Raw genomic sequence first — 15,119 nt, 5'->3', positions numbered from 1 at the left:
AAAAAGAAAATGAAAATTCTACTGGCAGGGGACTCTACTGTTGCCCGTTGCCCCAGCTATGAGTACCCCATGAGCGGTTGGGGTAATGAACTGGCTCCGTTCGTGTCTCAGTGGGGGGCTGTTTACAATTTTGCGAAGGGTGGTGTGAGCACCGAGACCTTCAGGGATGAAGGCCTTTGGGCCCTGCTCCTAGCAGAGCTTGGGCAGGGGGACGTTGTATTGCTTCAATTTGGCCACAATGATCAAAAACGCAGCCACCTGGGTCCCGAAACAGGGTACCGAAGCAACTTAGAACGCATGATTACGGAAGTCGTAGCGGGAGGATCTCAGCCAGTTTTGTGTACTCCTGTGGAGCGACGCAACTTCATCGACGGGCGGCAGCGCCTCACGCTGGCAGCCTATGCCGACGCCGTCCGACGGATCGGGCGACGACAGCAGGTGCCTGTCATCGAGTTGAACGATTGGACGGCGGCCCTGTACGACACGGCCGGCGAGAATGGGTCCATCGCCTATTTCACTCATCTGGAGCCCGGCAGTCACGCGCATTGGCCCGACGGCTTACTAGATGACACTCATTTCAACTGCACCGGGGCGGCCGAGGTGGCAGGCCACGTAGCAAGGGAACTGGCGCTCATCTGCAATAAGGTGGCGGTGGCGTGACGGCTGTGCCCACGAAAGAACGAGTGCTCTATAGCAACCCCATGTCAGCCGAGTCTCTCACCGACTGGGTGCGCGAGGGGCCCATCACGATCAGCAACGGCCATGGAGGCGCAGTCTTGGCCAGTCATGCCGATCCCGAGGTGTTGGGGGACTATGCTCATTTCACGGTGTGGTGCCCGCAAAAGTTCCCGGACCGGATCAGAATTTCCTGGGAATACTTCCCAATATCCGGTCAGGGCTTGGCGATGGTTTTTTTCGGGGCTCAAGGCGCGGCCGGCCAGGAGTTGTTTTCCCAGAGCTTGGCGCCTCGCACCGGATATTACCCTCAGTATCATTCCTCAGATATCAACGCTCTACACATTTCCTATCAACGGCACAAGTACGCCTCAGAGCGGGCTTTTCGCACATGTAATTTGCGCAAAAGTAGCGGCTTCCATCTGGTTGCTCAAGGAGCTGACCCGCTGCCTACTACGGAGGACGCAGACGGGTTCTATCGAGTAGAAGTAACCCAAGAGGGGCCGCATGTCACGTTCAGTATCAACGGGCTGCAGCTCTTTGCTTGGAGCGACGACGGCGTCACGAATGGCCCTCCCATAGGTGGTGGCTACTTGGGGTTGCGGCAGATGGCTCCGTTACAAGCCGCCTACCGTAACCTTTCCGTCTCAGCGTTGGTGTGATTGCGCCTCGGTGGTGCTGGCGCGGACCACCAGTTCCGGCTTGAAGACGACGGAACGAGGCTTCGCGTCGGGGTTATCCAACTGCTCCGCGAGAAGCTCGATCGCAGTCCGACCGATCATGGCTGTGGGCTGGCTGATGGAGGTGAGGGGAACGACGGCGGAGGCGGCAAAGTCGATGTCGTCGTAGCCGACCAGCGCGACATCCTCGGGAATGCGCAGCGTATGGAGCATGGTCAGGGACTGAATCATGCCCAGCGCTAGGAGGTCGTTGGCGCAGAACAAGCCGTCAGGCAATTCTCCCTGCTGGCGCATCACGAGGGTATCTCCCACTTCACGGCCTGCCAATACAGTCAGGTCGTTGCCTTGCAAGATTTCCAAGGTGGCGTCGGGGAACTCAGCCACGGCGTTTCGAGCCCCGGCCAAACGGTCAGACACCTGGTGAAAGTGCTGGGGGCCGGCAACAAAGGCAATCTTGCGACGGCCAATATCTAATAGATGCTTAGTGGCGGTGTAGCCGCCGTGTACGTCATCGACTGAGACGGAGCTGAAATCACCCTCGCTGGACGGGCTGTCCACGAGGACGACCTTGGTTCCCCGTGCCGTCAGCGCCGATAAGCGCTCGGTAATGTCAGAGACGGGGGAGATGAGGACCCCTTGTACGCGCTGTTCCTCGAAGAGGTCGATGTAGTGCCGTTCGCGATTGGCGTCGTGACCGCTATTTCCAAGAACAACCGCGTTGCCGCTTTCCGATGCGGCGTCTTCGGCTGCTCGGGAAATGGAGGTGAAGAACGGGTTTCCAATGTCCAAAACGATGAGGCCGATGGTGCGGCTGTGGCCAGCGCGAAGCTGCCGGGCAACGTCATTGCGAATAAAACCAAGTTCATTAATCGAATTCAAGACCCGTTGGCGAGTCTTCTCGGCTACTCGATCCGGATAGTTGAGCACATTTGAAACTGTGCCGACGGCAACACCTGCATGCGTTGCTACGTCCTTGATGCTCGCTGCCCGCATTGGTCCTACTCCGTTTCAATGCCCGATGGGTGAAGTCCAATTGCGGGCCATGGTTGACATCACTTTAGAAGCAAGTGTACTTTGAATCGTACTAATGAATCGTTTCAAGAATTAGAGGGTTCAATGCGTGTTTGTTTTCGTTCCGCGGTAGATGTGAAACATCTCGCCGCCTATAAGGCAGCCCATGCGGCTGTATGGCCGGAAATGCTTCTGGCATTGAAAGAAGCCGGCTGGAACAACTACACGCTGCACCTAGGTGATGACGGCCTGCTGATTGGTTTTGTTGAATGCGACGACCTCGATGCCGCCCGCGCCCGCATGGCCCTGACCGACATCAACGTTCGCTGGCAGAAGGAAATGGCGAGGCTCTTTCCAGCAGCAGAAGGCAACCCCGATGAGGGATTCATGGTGATGGAAGAAGTTTTTAGTTTGGAAGACCAGCTGGCTGCTGCCGGCATTCTCGATGCTCAAATTAACGAAGGAAAAGTGAAATGACGGACATGGCAACGGCGCTCAATGGCCTCGACCAGCTGGCAATTGAAGTCCCCTCGTGGGCCTACGGCAACTCGGGTACTCGCTTCAAGGTTTTTGGTACCCCGGGCACGCCTCGCACCATCGAGGAAAAGATTGCGGATGCCGCGCAGGTGCACAAGCTCACCGGCTTGGCGCCCGCCGTCGCCCTGCATATCCCGTGGGACAAGGTTGAGGACTATGCGGCGCTGGACCGTTATGCCAAGGATCTCGGCGTGGGTCTTGGAACGGTCAACTCAAACACGTTCCAGGACGACGTGTACAAGTTCGGCTCGCTGACTCATCTCGATGCGAAGGTTCGCCGCCAGGCCATCGACCATCACTTCGAGTGCATCGACGTCATGGATGCCACGGGCTCCCGCGACCTGAAAATTTGGCTCGCAGACGGCACCAACTACCCGGGCCAGGGCGATATGCGCGGCCGTCAGGACCGTCTGGCCGAGTCCCTGCAGGAGATTTACGCCCGTCTGGGTGATAACCAGCGCCTTGTCCTGGAATACAAGTTCTTCGAGCCCGCTTTCTACCACATGGATGTCCCGGACTGGGGTACCTCATACGCGCAGACTCTTGCCCTCGGCGAGAAGGCGCTGGTCTGCCTCGACACAGGCCACCACGCACCCGGAACCAACATTGAATTCATCGTCGCGCAGCTCCTGCGTCTGGGTAAGTTGGGCTCTTTCGACTTCAACTCCCGCTTCTACGCCGACGATGACCTCATCGTGGGCGCGGCAGATCCGTACCAGCTGTTCCGCATCATGTACGAGGTCATCCGCGGCGACGGTCTGGGACCTGACTCCGGCGTGGCCCTCATGTTGGATCAATGCCACAACCTGGAGGAGAAGATTCCCGGCCAGATCCGTTCCGTGTTGAACGTGCAGGAAATGACGGCGCGCGCCCTCCTCGTTGATCGAGTGGCCTTGGCCGAAGCCCAGAACGACGGCGATGTGCTCGGCGCCAACGCGATCTTCTCCGACGCTTTTTACACCGATGTCCGTCCCGCCTTGGCGCAGTGGCGCGAAGAGCGCGGTTTGCCGGGTGATCCGTTGGCCGCCTTCGCCGCCAGCGGCTACCAGAAGAAAATTAACGATGAGCGCGTGGGCGGAACCCAGGCCGGATGGGGAGCCTAACCATGACTAACTCAACAAGTACGACGGCGGTATCCGCCACTGCGTCCCAGGGCACCGACACTGTGGCCGCGTTGATTTCCCGCTCCAACCGTTTGGGTGCCGACAAACGCAATACCAACTACGCCGGCGGGAATACCTCCGCCAAGGGCACCGCGACGGACCCTGTCACGGGTGAAGATGTGGAATTGCTCTGGGTCAAGGGATCCGGAGGAGACCTTGGCACGCTTAAAGACTCTGGCCTAGCCGTGCTGCGTCTGGATCGTATGCGCGCCATGGTCAACAGCTACCCGGGCGTTGAGCGTGAAGATGAAATGGTTGCTGCCTTCGACTACTGCCTGCACGGTAAGGGAGGGGCTGCTCCGTCGATCGATACGGCCATGCACGGTCTCGTCGACGCGTCCCATGTGGATCATCTGCACCCGGATTCTGGCATCTCCATTGCCACGGCTGCCGACGGCGAGGAACTGACGGCCAAGATTTTCGGCAGCAAGGTTGCCTGGGTGCCGTGGCGTCGTCCCGGATTCCAGCTGGGTCTGGACATTGCCGCCATCAAGGAGAACAACCCCGAAGCGATCGGCACCATCCTTGGCGGGCATGGCATCACCGCGTGGGGTGACACAAGTGAGGAAGCCGAAGCGAACTCGCTGTGGATCATTGAGACGGCAGAGGCCTACATCAACGCCCACGGCCGGCCCAACCCTTTCGGCGCCGAACTGGCAGGTTACGGCGCACTGTCTGAGACCGAGCGCCGCGCGAAGGCCGCGGCCTTGGCCCCGACGATCCGTGGACTGGCGTCCACCGACAAGGCAGCCGTCGGTCACTTCAGCGACGACGCCGCCGTGCTGGAATTCCTCAGTTCGGAAGAACACCCCCGCCTTGGCGCCCTGGGCACAAGCTGCCCGGACCATTTCCTGCGCACCAAGGTCAAGCCCTTGATCCTTGATCTTCCCGCTGGTGCTTCGGTGGAAGACTCGATCGCCCGCTTGAAGGAACTCCACGCGGACTACCGTGCGGATTATGCGGCGTACTACGACCGCAACGCACTGCCGGATTCGCCGGCCATGCGCGGCGCCGATCCGGCCATCGTGCTGGTGCCGGGTGTTGGTATGTTCTCCTTCGGCGGTAACAAGCAGACCGCTCGCGTAGCTGGCGAGTTCTACCTCAACGCCATCAACGTCATGCGCGGTGCGGAGGCACTCTCCACCTACTCGCCCATCGATGAGGTCGAGAAATTCCGGATTGAATACTGGTCTCTCGAGGAAGCCAAGTTGGCTCGGCTGCCCAAGCCGAAGTCGCACGCAACCCGCATCGCCTTGGTGACGGGTGCGGCGTCGGGCATTGGAAAGGCCATCGCCACCCGACTCGCGGCAGAAGGCGCCTGTGTTGTCATCGCCGATCTCAACCTTGAGGCGGCTCAAGCCGTGGCTCTGGAATTGGGCGGCCCGGACGTGGCCGTTGGAATTCAGGCTGATGTCACGGATGAAACCGCCGTGCAGGGCGCCGTGGATGCTGCCGTCTTGGCCTTCGGTGGACTGGACCTCGTGGTTAACAACGCCGGTCTGTCCATCTCCAAGCCTTTACTGGAAACCAGCGAAAAGGACTGGGATCTGCAGCATAACGTCATGGCCAAGGGCTCCTTCCTGGTCTCCAAGGCTGCCGCGAAGGTGCTTATCGAGCAGGACATGGGCGGAGACATCATCTACATTTCCTCCAAGAACTCAGTCTTTGCCGGACCCAATAACATCGCCTACTCGGCAACGAAGGCAGATCAGGCTCACCAGGTGCGCCTGCTAGCCGCCGAACTGGGCGAATACGGCGTCCGCGTCAACGGCATTAACCCCGACGGTGTGGTCCGCGGCTCCGGTATCTTCGCCGGTGGTTGGGGTGCAAAACGCGCCGCTGTCTACGGAGTCGATGAGGAAAAGTTGGGCGAATACTACGCACAGCGAACCCTGCTCAAGCGTGAGGTCCTGCCGGAAAACGTGGCTAACGCCGCTGCCGTGTTGACCTCTGCAGAGCTCTCACACACCACGGGTCTGCACATCCCCGTCGACGCCGGCGTGGCAGCAGCCTTCCTGCGATGAGTTCCTTGTTCGCCGCCGTCGACATTGGCGCGTCTTCTGGACGTGTCATTGTCGGCGCGGTGGGGGCCGGTGCGGCCGATTTGCAGGTCGTCCACCGCTTCCCGAACGGAGTTGTGGAACGAGCTGGCAGCTTGTTCTGGGACATCGAGGGGCTCTTCGAGCAGGTACTCGTGGGCCTGACCGCCGCCGCCGAACACGCTGCCGCGCGTGGATCCAGTATTGCAAGCATCGGCATCGACACCTGGGCGGTGGACTATGGCCTCGTCGCCGCCGACGGCACCCTTGCCGGACCCGTCTTTAGCTATCGCGATGGCCGCGGCGCTACTGCCGTGGCAGATGTGCACGGCATTGTGGCCCCGGAAAAGTTGTACGAGGTCTCCGGGTTGCAGCACCTGCCCTTCAATACGATCTTCCAGCTGGCTACCGAGCGGGACCTGACTGACAAGCAGGCCCTGTTGATCCCGGATTTGCTCGCCTATTTCTTGACGGGCGAGCGCCGCTCGGAGTCCACGAACGCCTCCACCACCGGGCTGTATGACGCCGTGGCCGAATCGTGGTCGAGTGAGCTTCTCGGCGCGCTTGATCTGCCCCGGTACCTCTTTCCGGCACTGGTAGAACAGGGTGAGGTCATCGGGACGCTGCGAGCTGAGAGTGCGGAGCGAACCGGGCTGCCGCTTGTGACCAGGGTTGTCGCCGTGGGCTCGCATGACACCGCCTCGGCCGTCGCCGCGGTTCCGGCGACGACACCGAATTTCGCATACATCTCTTCCGGGACCTGGTCGCTCGTCGGTGTGGAACTCGATCAGCCTGTTCTGAGCGAGGCGAGCCGATTGGCGAACTTCACGAACGAACGAGGCGTGGACGGCACCATTCGTTACCTGCGGAATGTGGGTGGCCTCTGGTTACTGAGCGAGTCGATCCGGACGTGGGAGCAAGAAGCTCACGACGCCGGGTCCCCGGCTTTGCGCCAGAGCCTCCTGCCGCTGTCCTTACCGGAGCTCTTGGCGGCTGCCGCTGCGGAGCCTTCAGGCGGTCCGCTCATCGATGTGGACTCCGAGGACTTCATCGCCCCGGGACAGATGCCGGAGCGGATTCTTGCTGCCGCACGCGCCGGGGGAGGCGCGCTGGAAAGCCGGCCGGCCGCCGTCGTGCGGTGCATTCTCGATAGCCTCGCCGCGAGTTACGCAAGGACGCTCGCGCAGGCGCAGGAGCTCTCGGGGAAGCCTGTCGAGGTGATCCATATTGTGGGCGGCGGCTCGCAGAACACGCTTCTGTGCCAGCTCACGGCCGATGCTGCCGGACTGCCTGTTGTGGCAGGCCCCGTTGAGGCGACGGCACTCGGGAACGTACTCATCCAGGCCCGGGCGGCCGGGGCTGCGCCTGAGGCCTTGGAGGGATTACGCGCCATTGTCGCGGCAAGCCATCCGGGAATCAGATACGTACCCCGCGGCTGATCGATGCAATAACCCCATACCCCGCAGAGAAGGCCAGATCATCGTGATTTTGACCCTCTCTGCGGGGTATTTTCTATTGAGCGCTCAGTGGCACGGAGCGTTGGTGGAGAATGCGGACGTCCGTGATTTCCAGGAGCTGCTGGGTCGGTCGGATCGTCTCCTCGACGTAGATGGGCGCGTCGGGGTCGAAGGGGAACGCCTGCAACGTCAGTCCCTGTTGGAGCAACTCTTCACGGTGCGGCGTCAGATCGATGTCCCATGACAATCCGTTCCAGTAGTTGTCCGAGATGAGCTGTTTGCCCACAAGGGCCTTGGCGGCATCGCCCGTCCATGAAATGCGCAACAGGTTTTGCATCCCGAGCGGGAGCTGCTCCGGGGTGAAATTCAGGTGCAACTGAGCGGCCTGTGCATAGTCGGCATCCACGGGGGCCGAGGCTCGATTCTGGGATCCACCCATTCTCTGAGGCGCTGGTCCGGCTGCCTCGGAGATCGGCGCCACGTTGAGAGAAGTGGCCAGTTGTGACTCCGGAACCTCGACAGAGAACACGCTCAGTGGCCCCTGATGTGCGTACTTTTCAACGGCTATCTCAGGGGTTCCGGACGTGATGCGCAGCTGTTCGACGGGAGGATAGATGGCAACGTCCTGACGAGAAGTTGAGATGTCGAGCATGAGCAGACCACTGCTCTCCACGACGGAATCGGCCAAGATGATCCGCGGCTCACCGTCGAACCTGGCCGTCCACAGCCGCAGGGCATCCGCTGCGTCGACGAGCAAAATGGATACGCCAGCCGTCACCTCCAGCTCAATCGCCCCGTAGCCTGCGGGAACCTTCAGTGGCAGGATTTGGTGAGTGTCGCCGTCGGACGTGGGAAGAGAAACCTCAAATTCCGCGGCAATGCCGTCAGTTCGAGAAAAAACAAAACAACGCCCTCCTGGAACCGGCAGGCTGGTGAGGAGCTGGGCCGTGGTGCGCACGAGTGTTGCGTTCTCGCCAAGGGGGAGGTTGAAGGGCCAGACGAAATGCGCTCCCGCAGTCACGGTGACCGCTTGCCGAGGGACGGTGAGATTCCCGCCGTCGGACATCCTAAGACTGAACTGGACGTCGTGTTTGGGCGGCAGTGCGTCCGTTGCGGGCTGGTGATTATTGACGAAGAGGAAGCCGGAACGGCCATTGCTGCGGACTGACCAGCGCAAGGATTGAGTATCGTCGAGTCCGGCAGGGAGCACGTCGGGCAAGGTCATGGGCATCTGGGCGAGGTCCGGGCCCACCTCAGCAAGGAACAGATGCTGAGCACGCAGGCGATGATAGGACTCACGGAGCTGCCCGTGCTCACCCAAGGGGGCCTGGAAATCGTAGCTCATGACGGGAAGATCGTTGGGGTAGTTCGTGGCCTGGGACTCTTGCAAAGTAGACAACTCACCTAGACCCTGAGAAGCGCCGTGGAACATGTAATAGCCCTGCCACGTGGAGCCGCTACCGATCTTGGCTAGGGCCAGCGCCGACACATCCGCGGCCGGAATAATGGGACGCCGATGGTAGGCCGACGGCATTCCGCCGCCCAGTTCACAGGTGGCAAAGGGTGCATCGAGTTCCTCCGCCTCGGATGTCGAGCTGGCAAGAGGGCGCAGATCCGCGCCGATGGAATGGTCGTCGCGAATATGACTGAAGAAATAGTGTTTTCGGCTCCCGCGCGCCCACCCGGGGTGGGCATCTTCCCAAAATGCTTCGGGGTATCCGCCGTAAAGCGGCAAGACCTCCCCGGCCGGTAGTTGGGCGCCGCCCCATGCCGTGGCAGTCCACAGGGGAGGCGTCATGCCAAGGGATTGAGCCATTCTCTTGAGCGTGAGGATGTGTCCCGGCTGATCGTAGAGTTCGTTCTCAATCTGCAATGCCACGATGGGGCCACCGTCGCTGTGGAAGAGACCGTGGAGCTGGGTTGCTATCTCGCCAAAGAAAGCCCGCACATAGTCCAGATACTGTGGGTCGTCGCTGCGATGGTGAAGCGGGAGGGCCTGCAACCAATCCGGGAATCCGCCATTGCGGGCCTCGCCATGAGCCCAGGGGCCGATGCGCACCACGGAATCGAGGCCAAGCTCGGCGCACAGCGTCACGAAGGCGCGGAGATCTCGCTTTCCATTCCATTGGAAGGCGCCTTGTTGTTCTTCGTGATGGTGCCAAAAGACATAGCTTGAGACGGCCGTGATGCCGCCCTGTTTCATGCGTTCCAACCCGATGCGCCATTGCCCAGGATCTTGGCGGCTGAAATGATACTCGCCCATGATCGGGAACCATGGGGCGCCGTTCCGGGTGAGGTGCTGGCTAGAGGCGGTGATTTCCCCGTCGCCCATCAGAGGGAGGGAGTCGTTTTGCTCCGCAGCGGGAATGGTGGCGTGGAACATGGAGATAGTCCTGTCGCAAGAGAGAATAATGGGCCATCAGGGCCGGCGCTTCGGGCAGCGCGAGAAGAACAGCCCCGATAATTGTATCGATTCATAATCGCTGAGGGACATTGTGTCGTGATGGATGTGCTCGGTGATGCTTATCGCTCCTTACTACGATGGGGGCTCACTGTCCGCGGAGGAATTGGGGCTATCGAACAAAAGTGGTTAGCTTGGGGCAAGGGCCCTCCGTGGGTCGAATGAAGCTCAAAGGAGAGTGAATCGTGGTCAGTGCAAAGGCGCCTGAGCATGTGGTTGTTGTTGGTGCGGGAATCATTGGATTATCTACCGCGTGGTATTTGCAGGAGCAGGGTGTTAAGGTCACCGTGGTCGATCGCGGCGGGGTTGCCTCGGGTTCCTCTTGGGGGAATGCGGGTTGGCTCACCCCGGCCCTGACACTTCCGCTGAGCGAACCGGCGGTCCTGCGATACGGCCTCAAGGCCATGATCAATCCGGCCTCGCCGCTGTATATTCCGTTATCTGCTGATCCGACACTTCTGAAATTCCTCGTGGGGTTCGCGCGCAATTGCACGTCCGCCAAATGGCGTTCGGCCATGGGTGTGTTTGCTGAGCTGGGCCGGACCGGGATTGATGCCTTTGATGAAATCGCGGCCGGAACGCCAGCCGTGGCCGAAGAAACTCACATAGCGGATCCGTTCTTAGCGGGTTTCGCTTCTAAGGAAGACCGTGACGCCTTAGTCAAGGAGTTCCACGTCATTCGGGAAACGGGCGGCCAGGTGGACTTCAACCTGATTACGGGAGATCAAATCCGTGAGCTTGAACCAGCGCTGGGTGTTGGCGTGGCTGCGGGAATCGAAATCCGCAATCAGCGATTCATTAACCCGCCAGCCTTCATGCACTCCCTTGCGGATACCGTCGTGGCTCGCGGCGCCACCATCATTAGTGCGTTTACGGTTTTTGATGTTCGGGACACGGGATCCGGCGTAGACGTCATTGGTTCGGAGGGCCGCCTCATCAAGGCTGACGCCGTAGTTCTCGCCACGGGTGCATGGTTGGGGACGTTGGCGCGTAAATTCGGCGTCAAGCGAGTGGTGCAGGCGGGGCGAGGTTACAGCTTCACTGTGGTGCCTGAAACGATGCCCACCCGGCCGATTTACTTCCCGGCACAACGTGTCGCCTGCACCCCGCTAGGGGATCGGTTCAGGGTCGCCGGAATGATGGAGTTCCGAGATGCTGATGCGCCCTTGGATCCGCGACGGATCAAGGCCATTGTGGAGGCCGCCTCGCCCATGTTCACCGGTATCAATTGGGATGAACGGTCCGAAGAATGGGTTGGTTCCAGACCCTGCACCGCTGATGGGTTCCCGCTGGTGGGTGCGACTCGTTCTCCGAGAGTGCATGTTGCCGGCGGGCACGGCATGTGGGGGATCGCGCTTGGACCACTGACAGGCAAGATGGTGGCGGCAGGGCTGACCGGCCAAACAGCGCCAGCTACCCTGCGTCATTTCAACCCGCTGCGCTAGGTTGTGGCTCCACGGCGTTTAGCTCTCCGCCGTGGAGTCCTTTCCGTGTGGGACGCCGGTGCTTCCTCGCACCACTATGTGTGGTTCAAAAACGCGTACCGCTTCCGTGATGGCATTCCCGAAGAGCAGCTCGCGCATCTGTGCCCATGCTTGTTCCCCAGCTTCCATGATGGGAGCTGCCGCGGTAGTGAGGGGCGGTGTGGTGTAACGAGCAAAGGGAATGTCATCGAAGCCAGTCACGGAGATATCCTCAGGAACCCGAATGCCTCGCTCATTGAGACTGCTGAGAAGACCCATGGCTGTCAGATCATTGAAGGCAAGAATGCCGGTCGCACCGCTGGAAAGTACATCATTGGCAGACTCGTAACCGTCCTCGAATGTCGAGCCGTTGCGTAAGTGCACCACTTCGATGTGTGGGTGAGTTCGACTAAATTTTTCCAAGCCCACCAGGCGAAGGGCGTTGGATGCGCTGCTGGCTGGTCCGGCAACGTAAGCAATTCTTGTGTGCCCAAGGTCTGCGAGATGTCCCGCCAGGTCTTGGATTCCCTTGCCGTAATCGATCATGACACTCGGGCTGTTGGGAACGTTCGTTGTGCGGTTGACCAGAACCATGGGTTGCAAACTCGGAGCCAGTTCTTCCAGCTCGGCCGCACTCATACGTGGCGCACACAGCACCACGCCGTCGCAGCGCCGGCGTGCTTCGCCCGCCAGGATGGCTTCCTCGCTGGAAACCTCCGAAGAGTCTGCGATGAGGACGCGGTAACCGTCTTGGGCCGCTGCCCGGCTCACTCCGCGCAACACCGTTTGAAACGTCGGATTCCCTAGATCGGGAACAACTACTCCAATGGTTTCTGTCTTCCCTCGGGCCAGATTTCGACCGATGGGGTTGGGTTGGTACTTCAGCTCTGCGGCAGCCGATTGCACTCGAGCAGCGATTTTTGGGTCAACGCTCTGGTTCCCGTTCATGACACGAGAGACAGTCGCCAAGGAGACGCCTGCTTTCGCGGCGACGTCAGAGATGCCGATTCGGTTGCTTGGGGCTCGCTTAGCCATGGTTCTTCCTCAGTTTGGGGCGCCAGCCAGTATGGCGATGTCGTAAATCGAATGCGCCTTGACGTGGTGCCCAGTGTGTTGATAGAAAGCATATAACAGATTGAGAAAACGCTTTCTCAATAAATTTACTTCAAGAGTCTCAACTACCCAAAAGGAACTACCCACGGGTGGGGCGGGCAGGTAACCGTACAACGTTGTGAAAGGTCATCCAAGCTCATGAGTACCGTAGTGTCGTCCGCCGAGAGGGCAGCAGAAGTGTTATCGAAGAAGAAAGCTCGCATAGCGCTGGTCGGGGCAGGATCCAGGGCCGAGATGTACATTCAGGCCATCATGGGAGCCCATGCCGATACGGCCGAACTGGTGGCCATCGGGGATCTGAACCCGGGCCGTACTGCCTATTACACGGATCTTGCGGCCAGGCTGAGTGCTGAGAGCGACTCCTCGGAACAGGACAAATCGTCTCAGATTCTGCCTGAAGCCTTCGATCCGAACGAGCTGACGGCTTTCATCAAGGCAAACTCGATAGACCGAGTCATTGTTACCACTCCGGACTACACTCACGCGGATTACATTGTTGAATCACTGCGTGCCGGCGCCGATGTTGTCGTGGAGAAGCCGCTCACGATTGATGTTGACGGTTGCCGCCGGATCACCGCAGCCATCGAGGAAACCGGCAAGAATGTGGTTGTCACCTTCAATTACCGGTACTCGCCGCGTAACAGCACACTTAAAGAACTCATTCAGAGTGGTGTGATTGGCAAGGTCACCAGCATCGACTTCAGCTGGATGCTGGATACCGTTCACGGAGCTGACTATTTCCGCCGCTGGCACCGTGAAAAGAAGAATTCTGGTGGCTTGCTCATCCACAAGGCATCCCACCATTTTGACCTGGTCAACTGGTGGATCGACGATGTCCCCGCGCGTGTTTATGCCTCAGGTGGCTTGCGCTTCTATGGTTCGGACAACGCTACCGCTCGTGGTTTGGGCGAGCGTCCGGCTCGAGGCACCATCGACGGTGCCGCGCAGGATCCGTTTGCCTTGGACCTTCGTGAGGACAGCAAACTGGCTGCGCTCTACCTTGAAAACGAAAAGTTCGACGGGTATCTTCGCGACCAAGACGTCTTCACCGATGGCATCACCATCGAGGACAACCTGGCCCTGACGGTGGATTACGACGGCGGCCCCACCTTGAGTTATTCCCTCAACGCCCATAGCCCCTGGGAAGGCTACCGAGTGAGCGTCAACGGCACCGAAGGTCGAGCAGAACTTGAGGTCGTAGAGCGGGCCGCTGTCCATGACAGCACCGACAAGAAAAACGTTGTGGATCCCAGTGCGACCCCTATCGAGGAAGATGACGCCGTGCGCCGCAACGGTGAACGCCTCATTGTTCAGCGTCACTGGGGATCCGCGTATGAGGTACCTATTGTCAATGGCGAAGGCGGGCACGGCGGTGGCGACACGCTGCTGCTGGCAGACCTCTTCAATGGTCCCGGAGAAGACCCCCTGGGCCGTCCCTCCGGTTACCTTGACGGGCTGCGTTCTGTTGCAGTGGGCATCGCCGGAAATGCATCGTTGTTGACCGGAAATGCGATCCGAATTCCAGAACTGGGGCTAGGCGCCGACCTTGCCAAGGTATCGGGAAAGGTTCAGGGCTAGAGATGACCACCGTACTTATCACCGGAGGGTCCGGAAGGCTGGGTCGAAGCGTTGTCGCCGGATTCGCCGCGGCCGGTCACACCGTGATTTCTTTGGACCGCGATAGCCTGCCTGCAGATCCCGCATTGGCAGGTGTGACCCAGGAATCGGTTGACCTCCTCGACGCAGAAGCCGTTAACAAAGTAATGGCACGGCACTTGCCTGATGCTGTGATCCACCTTGCCGCGATTGCTGTTCCTTTCAGCGCACCCGAAGACGTCATCCTGAAAACCAACACGATGTTGGCCTACAACGTTTTCCAGGCGGCCACGAGCAACGGCGTCCGTCGGGTTGTGACTGCCTCTAGCCCGACCGTGCTGGGCTACGGCAACCCTTCCGGGTGGCTGCCGGACAGCTTCCCTTTGGATGAAAAAACCACCCCAAAGCCATGGAACGCTTATGCCTTGTCCAAGCTGGTGGCCGAACAAGTCATGCGTATGTTCGCCGCTGCTTCGGGGGAAGCCACGCGCTATGCCGCCTTCCGTCCTTGCTATGTGATTTCCCCGGAGGAGTGGGAAGGTGCCCCCACCCAGCAGGGACACACTCTCGCGGAACGTCTGGCAGATCCGGCACTTTCCGCACCCGCACTGTTTAACTATGTGGATGCTCGTGACGTCGCCGACTTCTTAGCCGTCCTCCTGGAAAAGATGGACAGCATCGAAAACGCCCAGGTCTTCTTTGTTGGCGCAGCAGATGCGCTCGCCATTGAACCTCTCGACAAGCTCATGCCGGACTTCTTGCCCGGCAGTGAGGCGCTGGCGGCCGGATTGACCGGCACGAGCCCCGCATTTTCCATCGCCAAGGCGCAAGAAATCTTGGGCTGGACGCCGCAGCGAAGCTGGCGCACAGAACTTACCGACACCAATACCGCGGGCCTGAGGTCCGCGGCCGCACTCTAGGAGA

The 15,119-nt window shown here is 60.0% G+C and carries 12 protein-coding genes; 9 read left to right on the top strand and 3 right to left on the bottom strand.

From position 1 onward, the window contains the following. The first annotated feature begins 9 nt into the window (after nt 1–9). Together CVS30_RS06985 and CVS30_RS06980 are read left to right on the top strand one after the other, a co-directional pair. Nucleotides 10–660, top strand: a complete 651-nt coding sequence (locus CVS30_RS06985) for a rhamnogalacturonan acetylesterase (protein WP_110484614.1) — start codon at nt 10–12, stop codon at nt 658–660. Then, nucleotides 657–1,337: a DUF1961 family protein gene (locus tag CVS30_RS06980; protein ID WP_110484613.1), complete on the top strand. Its 681-nt coding sequence runs from the start codon at nt 657–659 to the stop codon at nt 1,335–1,337. The genes CVS30_RS06985 and CVS30_RS06980 overlap by 4 nt, the downstream gene beginning before the upstream one ends. Here CVS30_RS06980 and CVS30_RS06975 read toward each other — a convergent pair. Then, nucleotides 1,323–2,348, bottom strand: a complete 1,026-nt coding sequence (locus CVS30_RS06975) for a LacI family DNA-binding transcriptional regulator (protein ID WP_110484612.1) — start codon at nt 2,346–2,348, stop codon at nt 1,323–1,325. The two genes, CVS30_RS06980 and CVS30_RS06975, sit on opposite strands and share 15 nt — an antisense overlap. 123 nt (nt 2,349–2,471) lie before the next feature. Here CVS30_RS06975 and CVS30_RS06970 point away from each other — a divergent pair, with 123 nt between their 5' ends. The 4 genes from CVS30_RS06970 to CVS30_RS06955 are packed head-to-tail and all read left to right on the top strand — an operon-like array spanning nt 2,472 to nt 7,544. After that, nucleotides 2,472–2,843, top strand: coding sequence for an L-rhamnose mutarotase (locus CVS30_RS06970; RefSeq protein ID WP_110484611.1), 372 nt, complete (start codon nt 2,472–2,474; stop codon nt 2,841–2,843). Then, nucleotides 2,840–4,006 (top strand): L-rhamnose isomerase, encoded by a 1,167-nt coding sequence (gene rhaI, locus CVS30_RS06965; RefSeq protein ID WP_110484610.1) that lies wholly within the window; start codon nt 2,840–2,842, stop codon nt 4,004–4,006. The genes CVS30_RS06970 and rhaI overlap by 4 nt, the downstream gene beginning before the upstream one ends. A 2-nt stretch (nt 4,007–4,008) precedes the next feature. After that, entirely contained in the window at nt 4,009–6,090 is a 2,082-nt protein-coding gene (locus tag CVS30_RS06960) for a bifunctional aldolase/short-chain dehydrogenase (protein WP_110484609.1), read from the top strand. Then, nucleotides 6,087–7,544 carry a rhamnulokinase gene (locus CVS30_RS06955; RefSeq protein ID WP_110484608.1) on the top strand — a complete coding sequence of 486 codons (1,458 nt, stop codon included), beginning with the start codon at nt 6,087–6,089 and terminating at the stop codon, nt 7,542–7,544. Before CVS30_RS06960 ends, CVS30_RS06955 begins: the two co-directional genes overlap by 4 nt. A gap of 73 nt (nt 7,545–7,617) precedes the next feature. On the opposite strand, the gene CVS30_RS06950 is transcribed toward CVS30_RS06955, so the two are convergent. Continuing rightward, entirely contained in the window at nt 7,618–9,945 is a 2,328-nt protein-coding gene (locus CVS30_RS06950) for a beta-galactosidase (RefSeq protein WP_110484607.1), read from the bottom strand. A 263-nt stretch (nt 9,946–10,208) separates the two neighbouring features. Between CVS30_RS06950 and CVS30_RS06945 the strand changes: the two genes are divergently transcribed. Next, nucleotides 10,209–11,468 (top strand): NAD(P)/FAD-dependent oxidoreductase, encoded by a 1,260-nt coding sequence (locus tag CVS30_RS06945; RefSeq protein WP_110484606.1) that lies wholly within the window; start codon nt 10,209–10,211, stop codon nt 11,466–11,468. Nucleotides 11,469–11,486: 18 nt separating this feature from the next. Here CVS30_RS06945 and CVS30_RS06940 read toward each other — a convergent pair whose 3' ends face one another. After that, a complete protein-coding gene (locus CVS30_RS06940) occupies nt 11,487–12,521 on the bottom strand; it encodes a LacI family DNA-binding transcriptional regulator (protein ID WP_110484605.1) in 1,035 nt (344 codons plus the stop codon). Between the two features lie 216 nt (nt 12,522–12,737). Here CVS30_RS06940 and CVS30_RS06935 point away from each other — a divergent pair, with 216 nt between their 5' ends. Beyond that, complete coding sequence (locus CVS30_RS06935; protein WP_110484604.1) at nt 12,738–14,177, top strand: Gfo/Idh/MocA family protein; 1,440 nt, start codon at nt 12,738–12,740, stop codon at nt 14,175–14,177. A 2-nt stretch (nt 14,178–14,179) separates the two neighbouring features. Beyond that, entirely contained in the window at nt 14,180–15,115 is a 936-nt protein-coding gene (locus tag CVS30_RS06930; protein ID WP_110484603.1) for an NAD-dependent epimerase/dehydratase family protein, read from the top strand. Nucleotides 15,116–15,119 lie beyond the last annotated feature (4 nt).

It is taken from the genome of Arthrobacter psychrolactophilus, assembly GCF_003219795.1.
Classification (GTDB): Bacteria; Actinomycetota; Actinomycetes; order Actinomycetales; family Micrococcaceae; genus Specibacter; species Specibacter psychrolactophilus.
This window is presented reverse-complemented; position numbering and strand designations above follow the sequence as displayed.

Bases quoted from the DNA above. Each gene is read 5' to 3' on its own strand.
- rhaI (WP_110484610.1), top strand. From the start codon at position 2,840: ATGACGGACATGGCAACGGCGCTCAATGGCCTCGACCAGCTGGCAATT.
- CVS30_RS06970 (WP_110484611.1), top strand. From the start codon at position 2,472: ATGCGTGTTTGTTTTCGTTCCGCGGTAGATGTGAAACATCTCGCCGCC.
- CVS30_RS06950 (WP_110484607.1), bottom strand. From the start codon at position 9,945: ATGTTCCACGCCACCATTCCCGCTGCGGAGCAAAACGACTCCCTCCCT.
- CVS30_RS06930 (WP_110484603.1), top strand. From the start codon at position 14,180: ATGACCACCGTACTTATCACCGGAGGGTCCGGAAGGCTGGGTCGAAGC.
- CVS30_RS06935 (WP_110484604.1), top strand. From the start codon at position 12,738: ATGAGTACCGTAGTGTCGTCCGCCGAGAGGGCAGCAGAAGTGTTATCG.
- CVS30_RS06940 (WP_110484605.1), bottom strand. From the start codon at position 12,521: ATGGCTAAGCGAGCCCCAAGCAACCGAATCGGCATCTCTGACGTCGCC.
- CVS30_RS06975 (WP_110484612.1), bottom strand. From the start codon at position 2,348: ATGCGGGCAGCGAGCATCAAGGACGTAGCAACGCATGCAGGTGTTGCC.
- CVS30_RS06955 (WP_110484608.1), top strand. From the start codon at position 6,087: ATGAGTTCCTTGTTCGCCGCCGTCGACATTGGCGCGTCTTCTGGACGT.
- CVS30_RS06960 (WP_110484609.1), top strand. From the start codon at position 4,009: ATGACTAACTCAACAAGTACGACGGCGGTATCCGCCACTGCGTCCCAG.
- CVS30_RS06985 (WP_110484614.1), top strand. From the start codon at position 10: ATGAAAATTCTACTGGCAGGGGACTCTACTGTTGCCCGTTGCCCCAGC.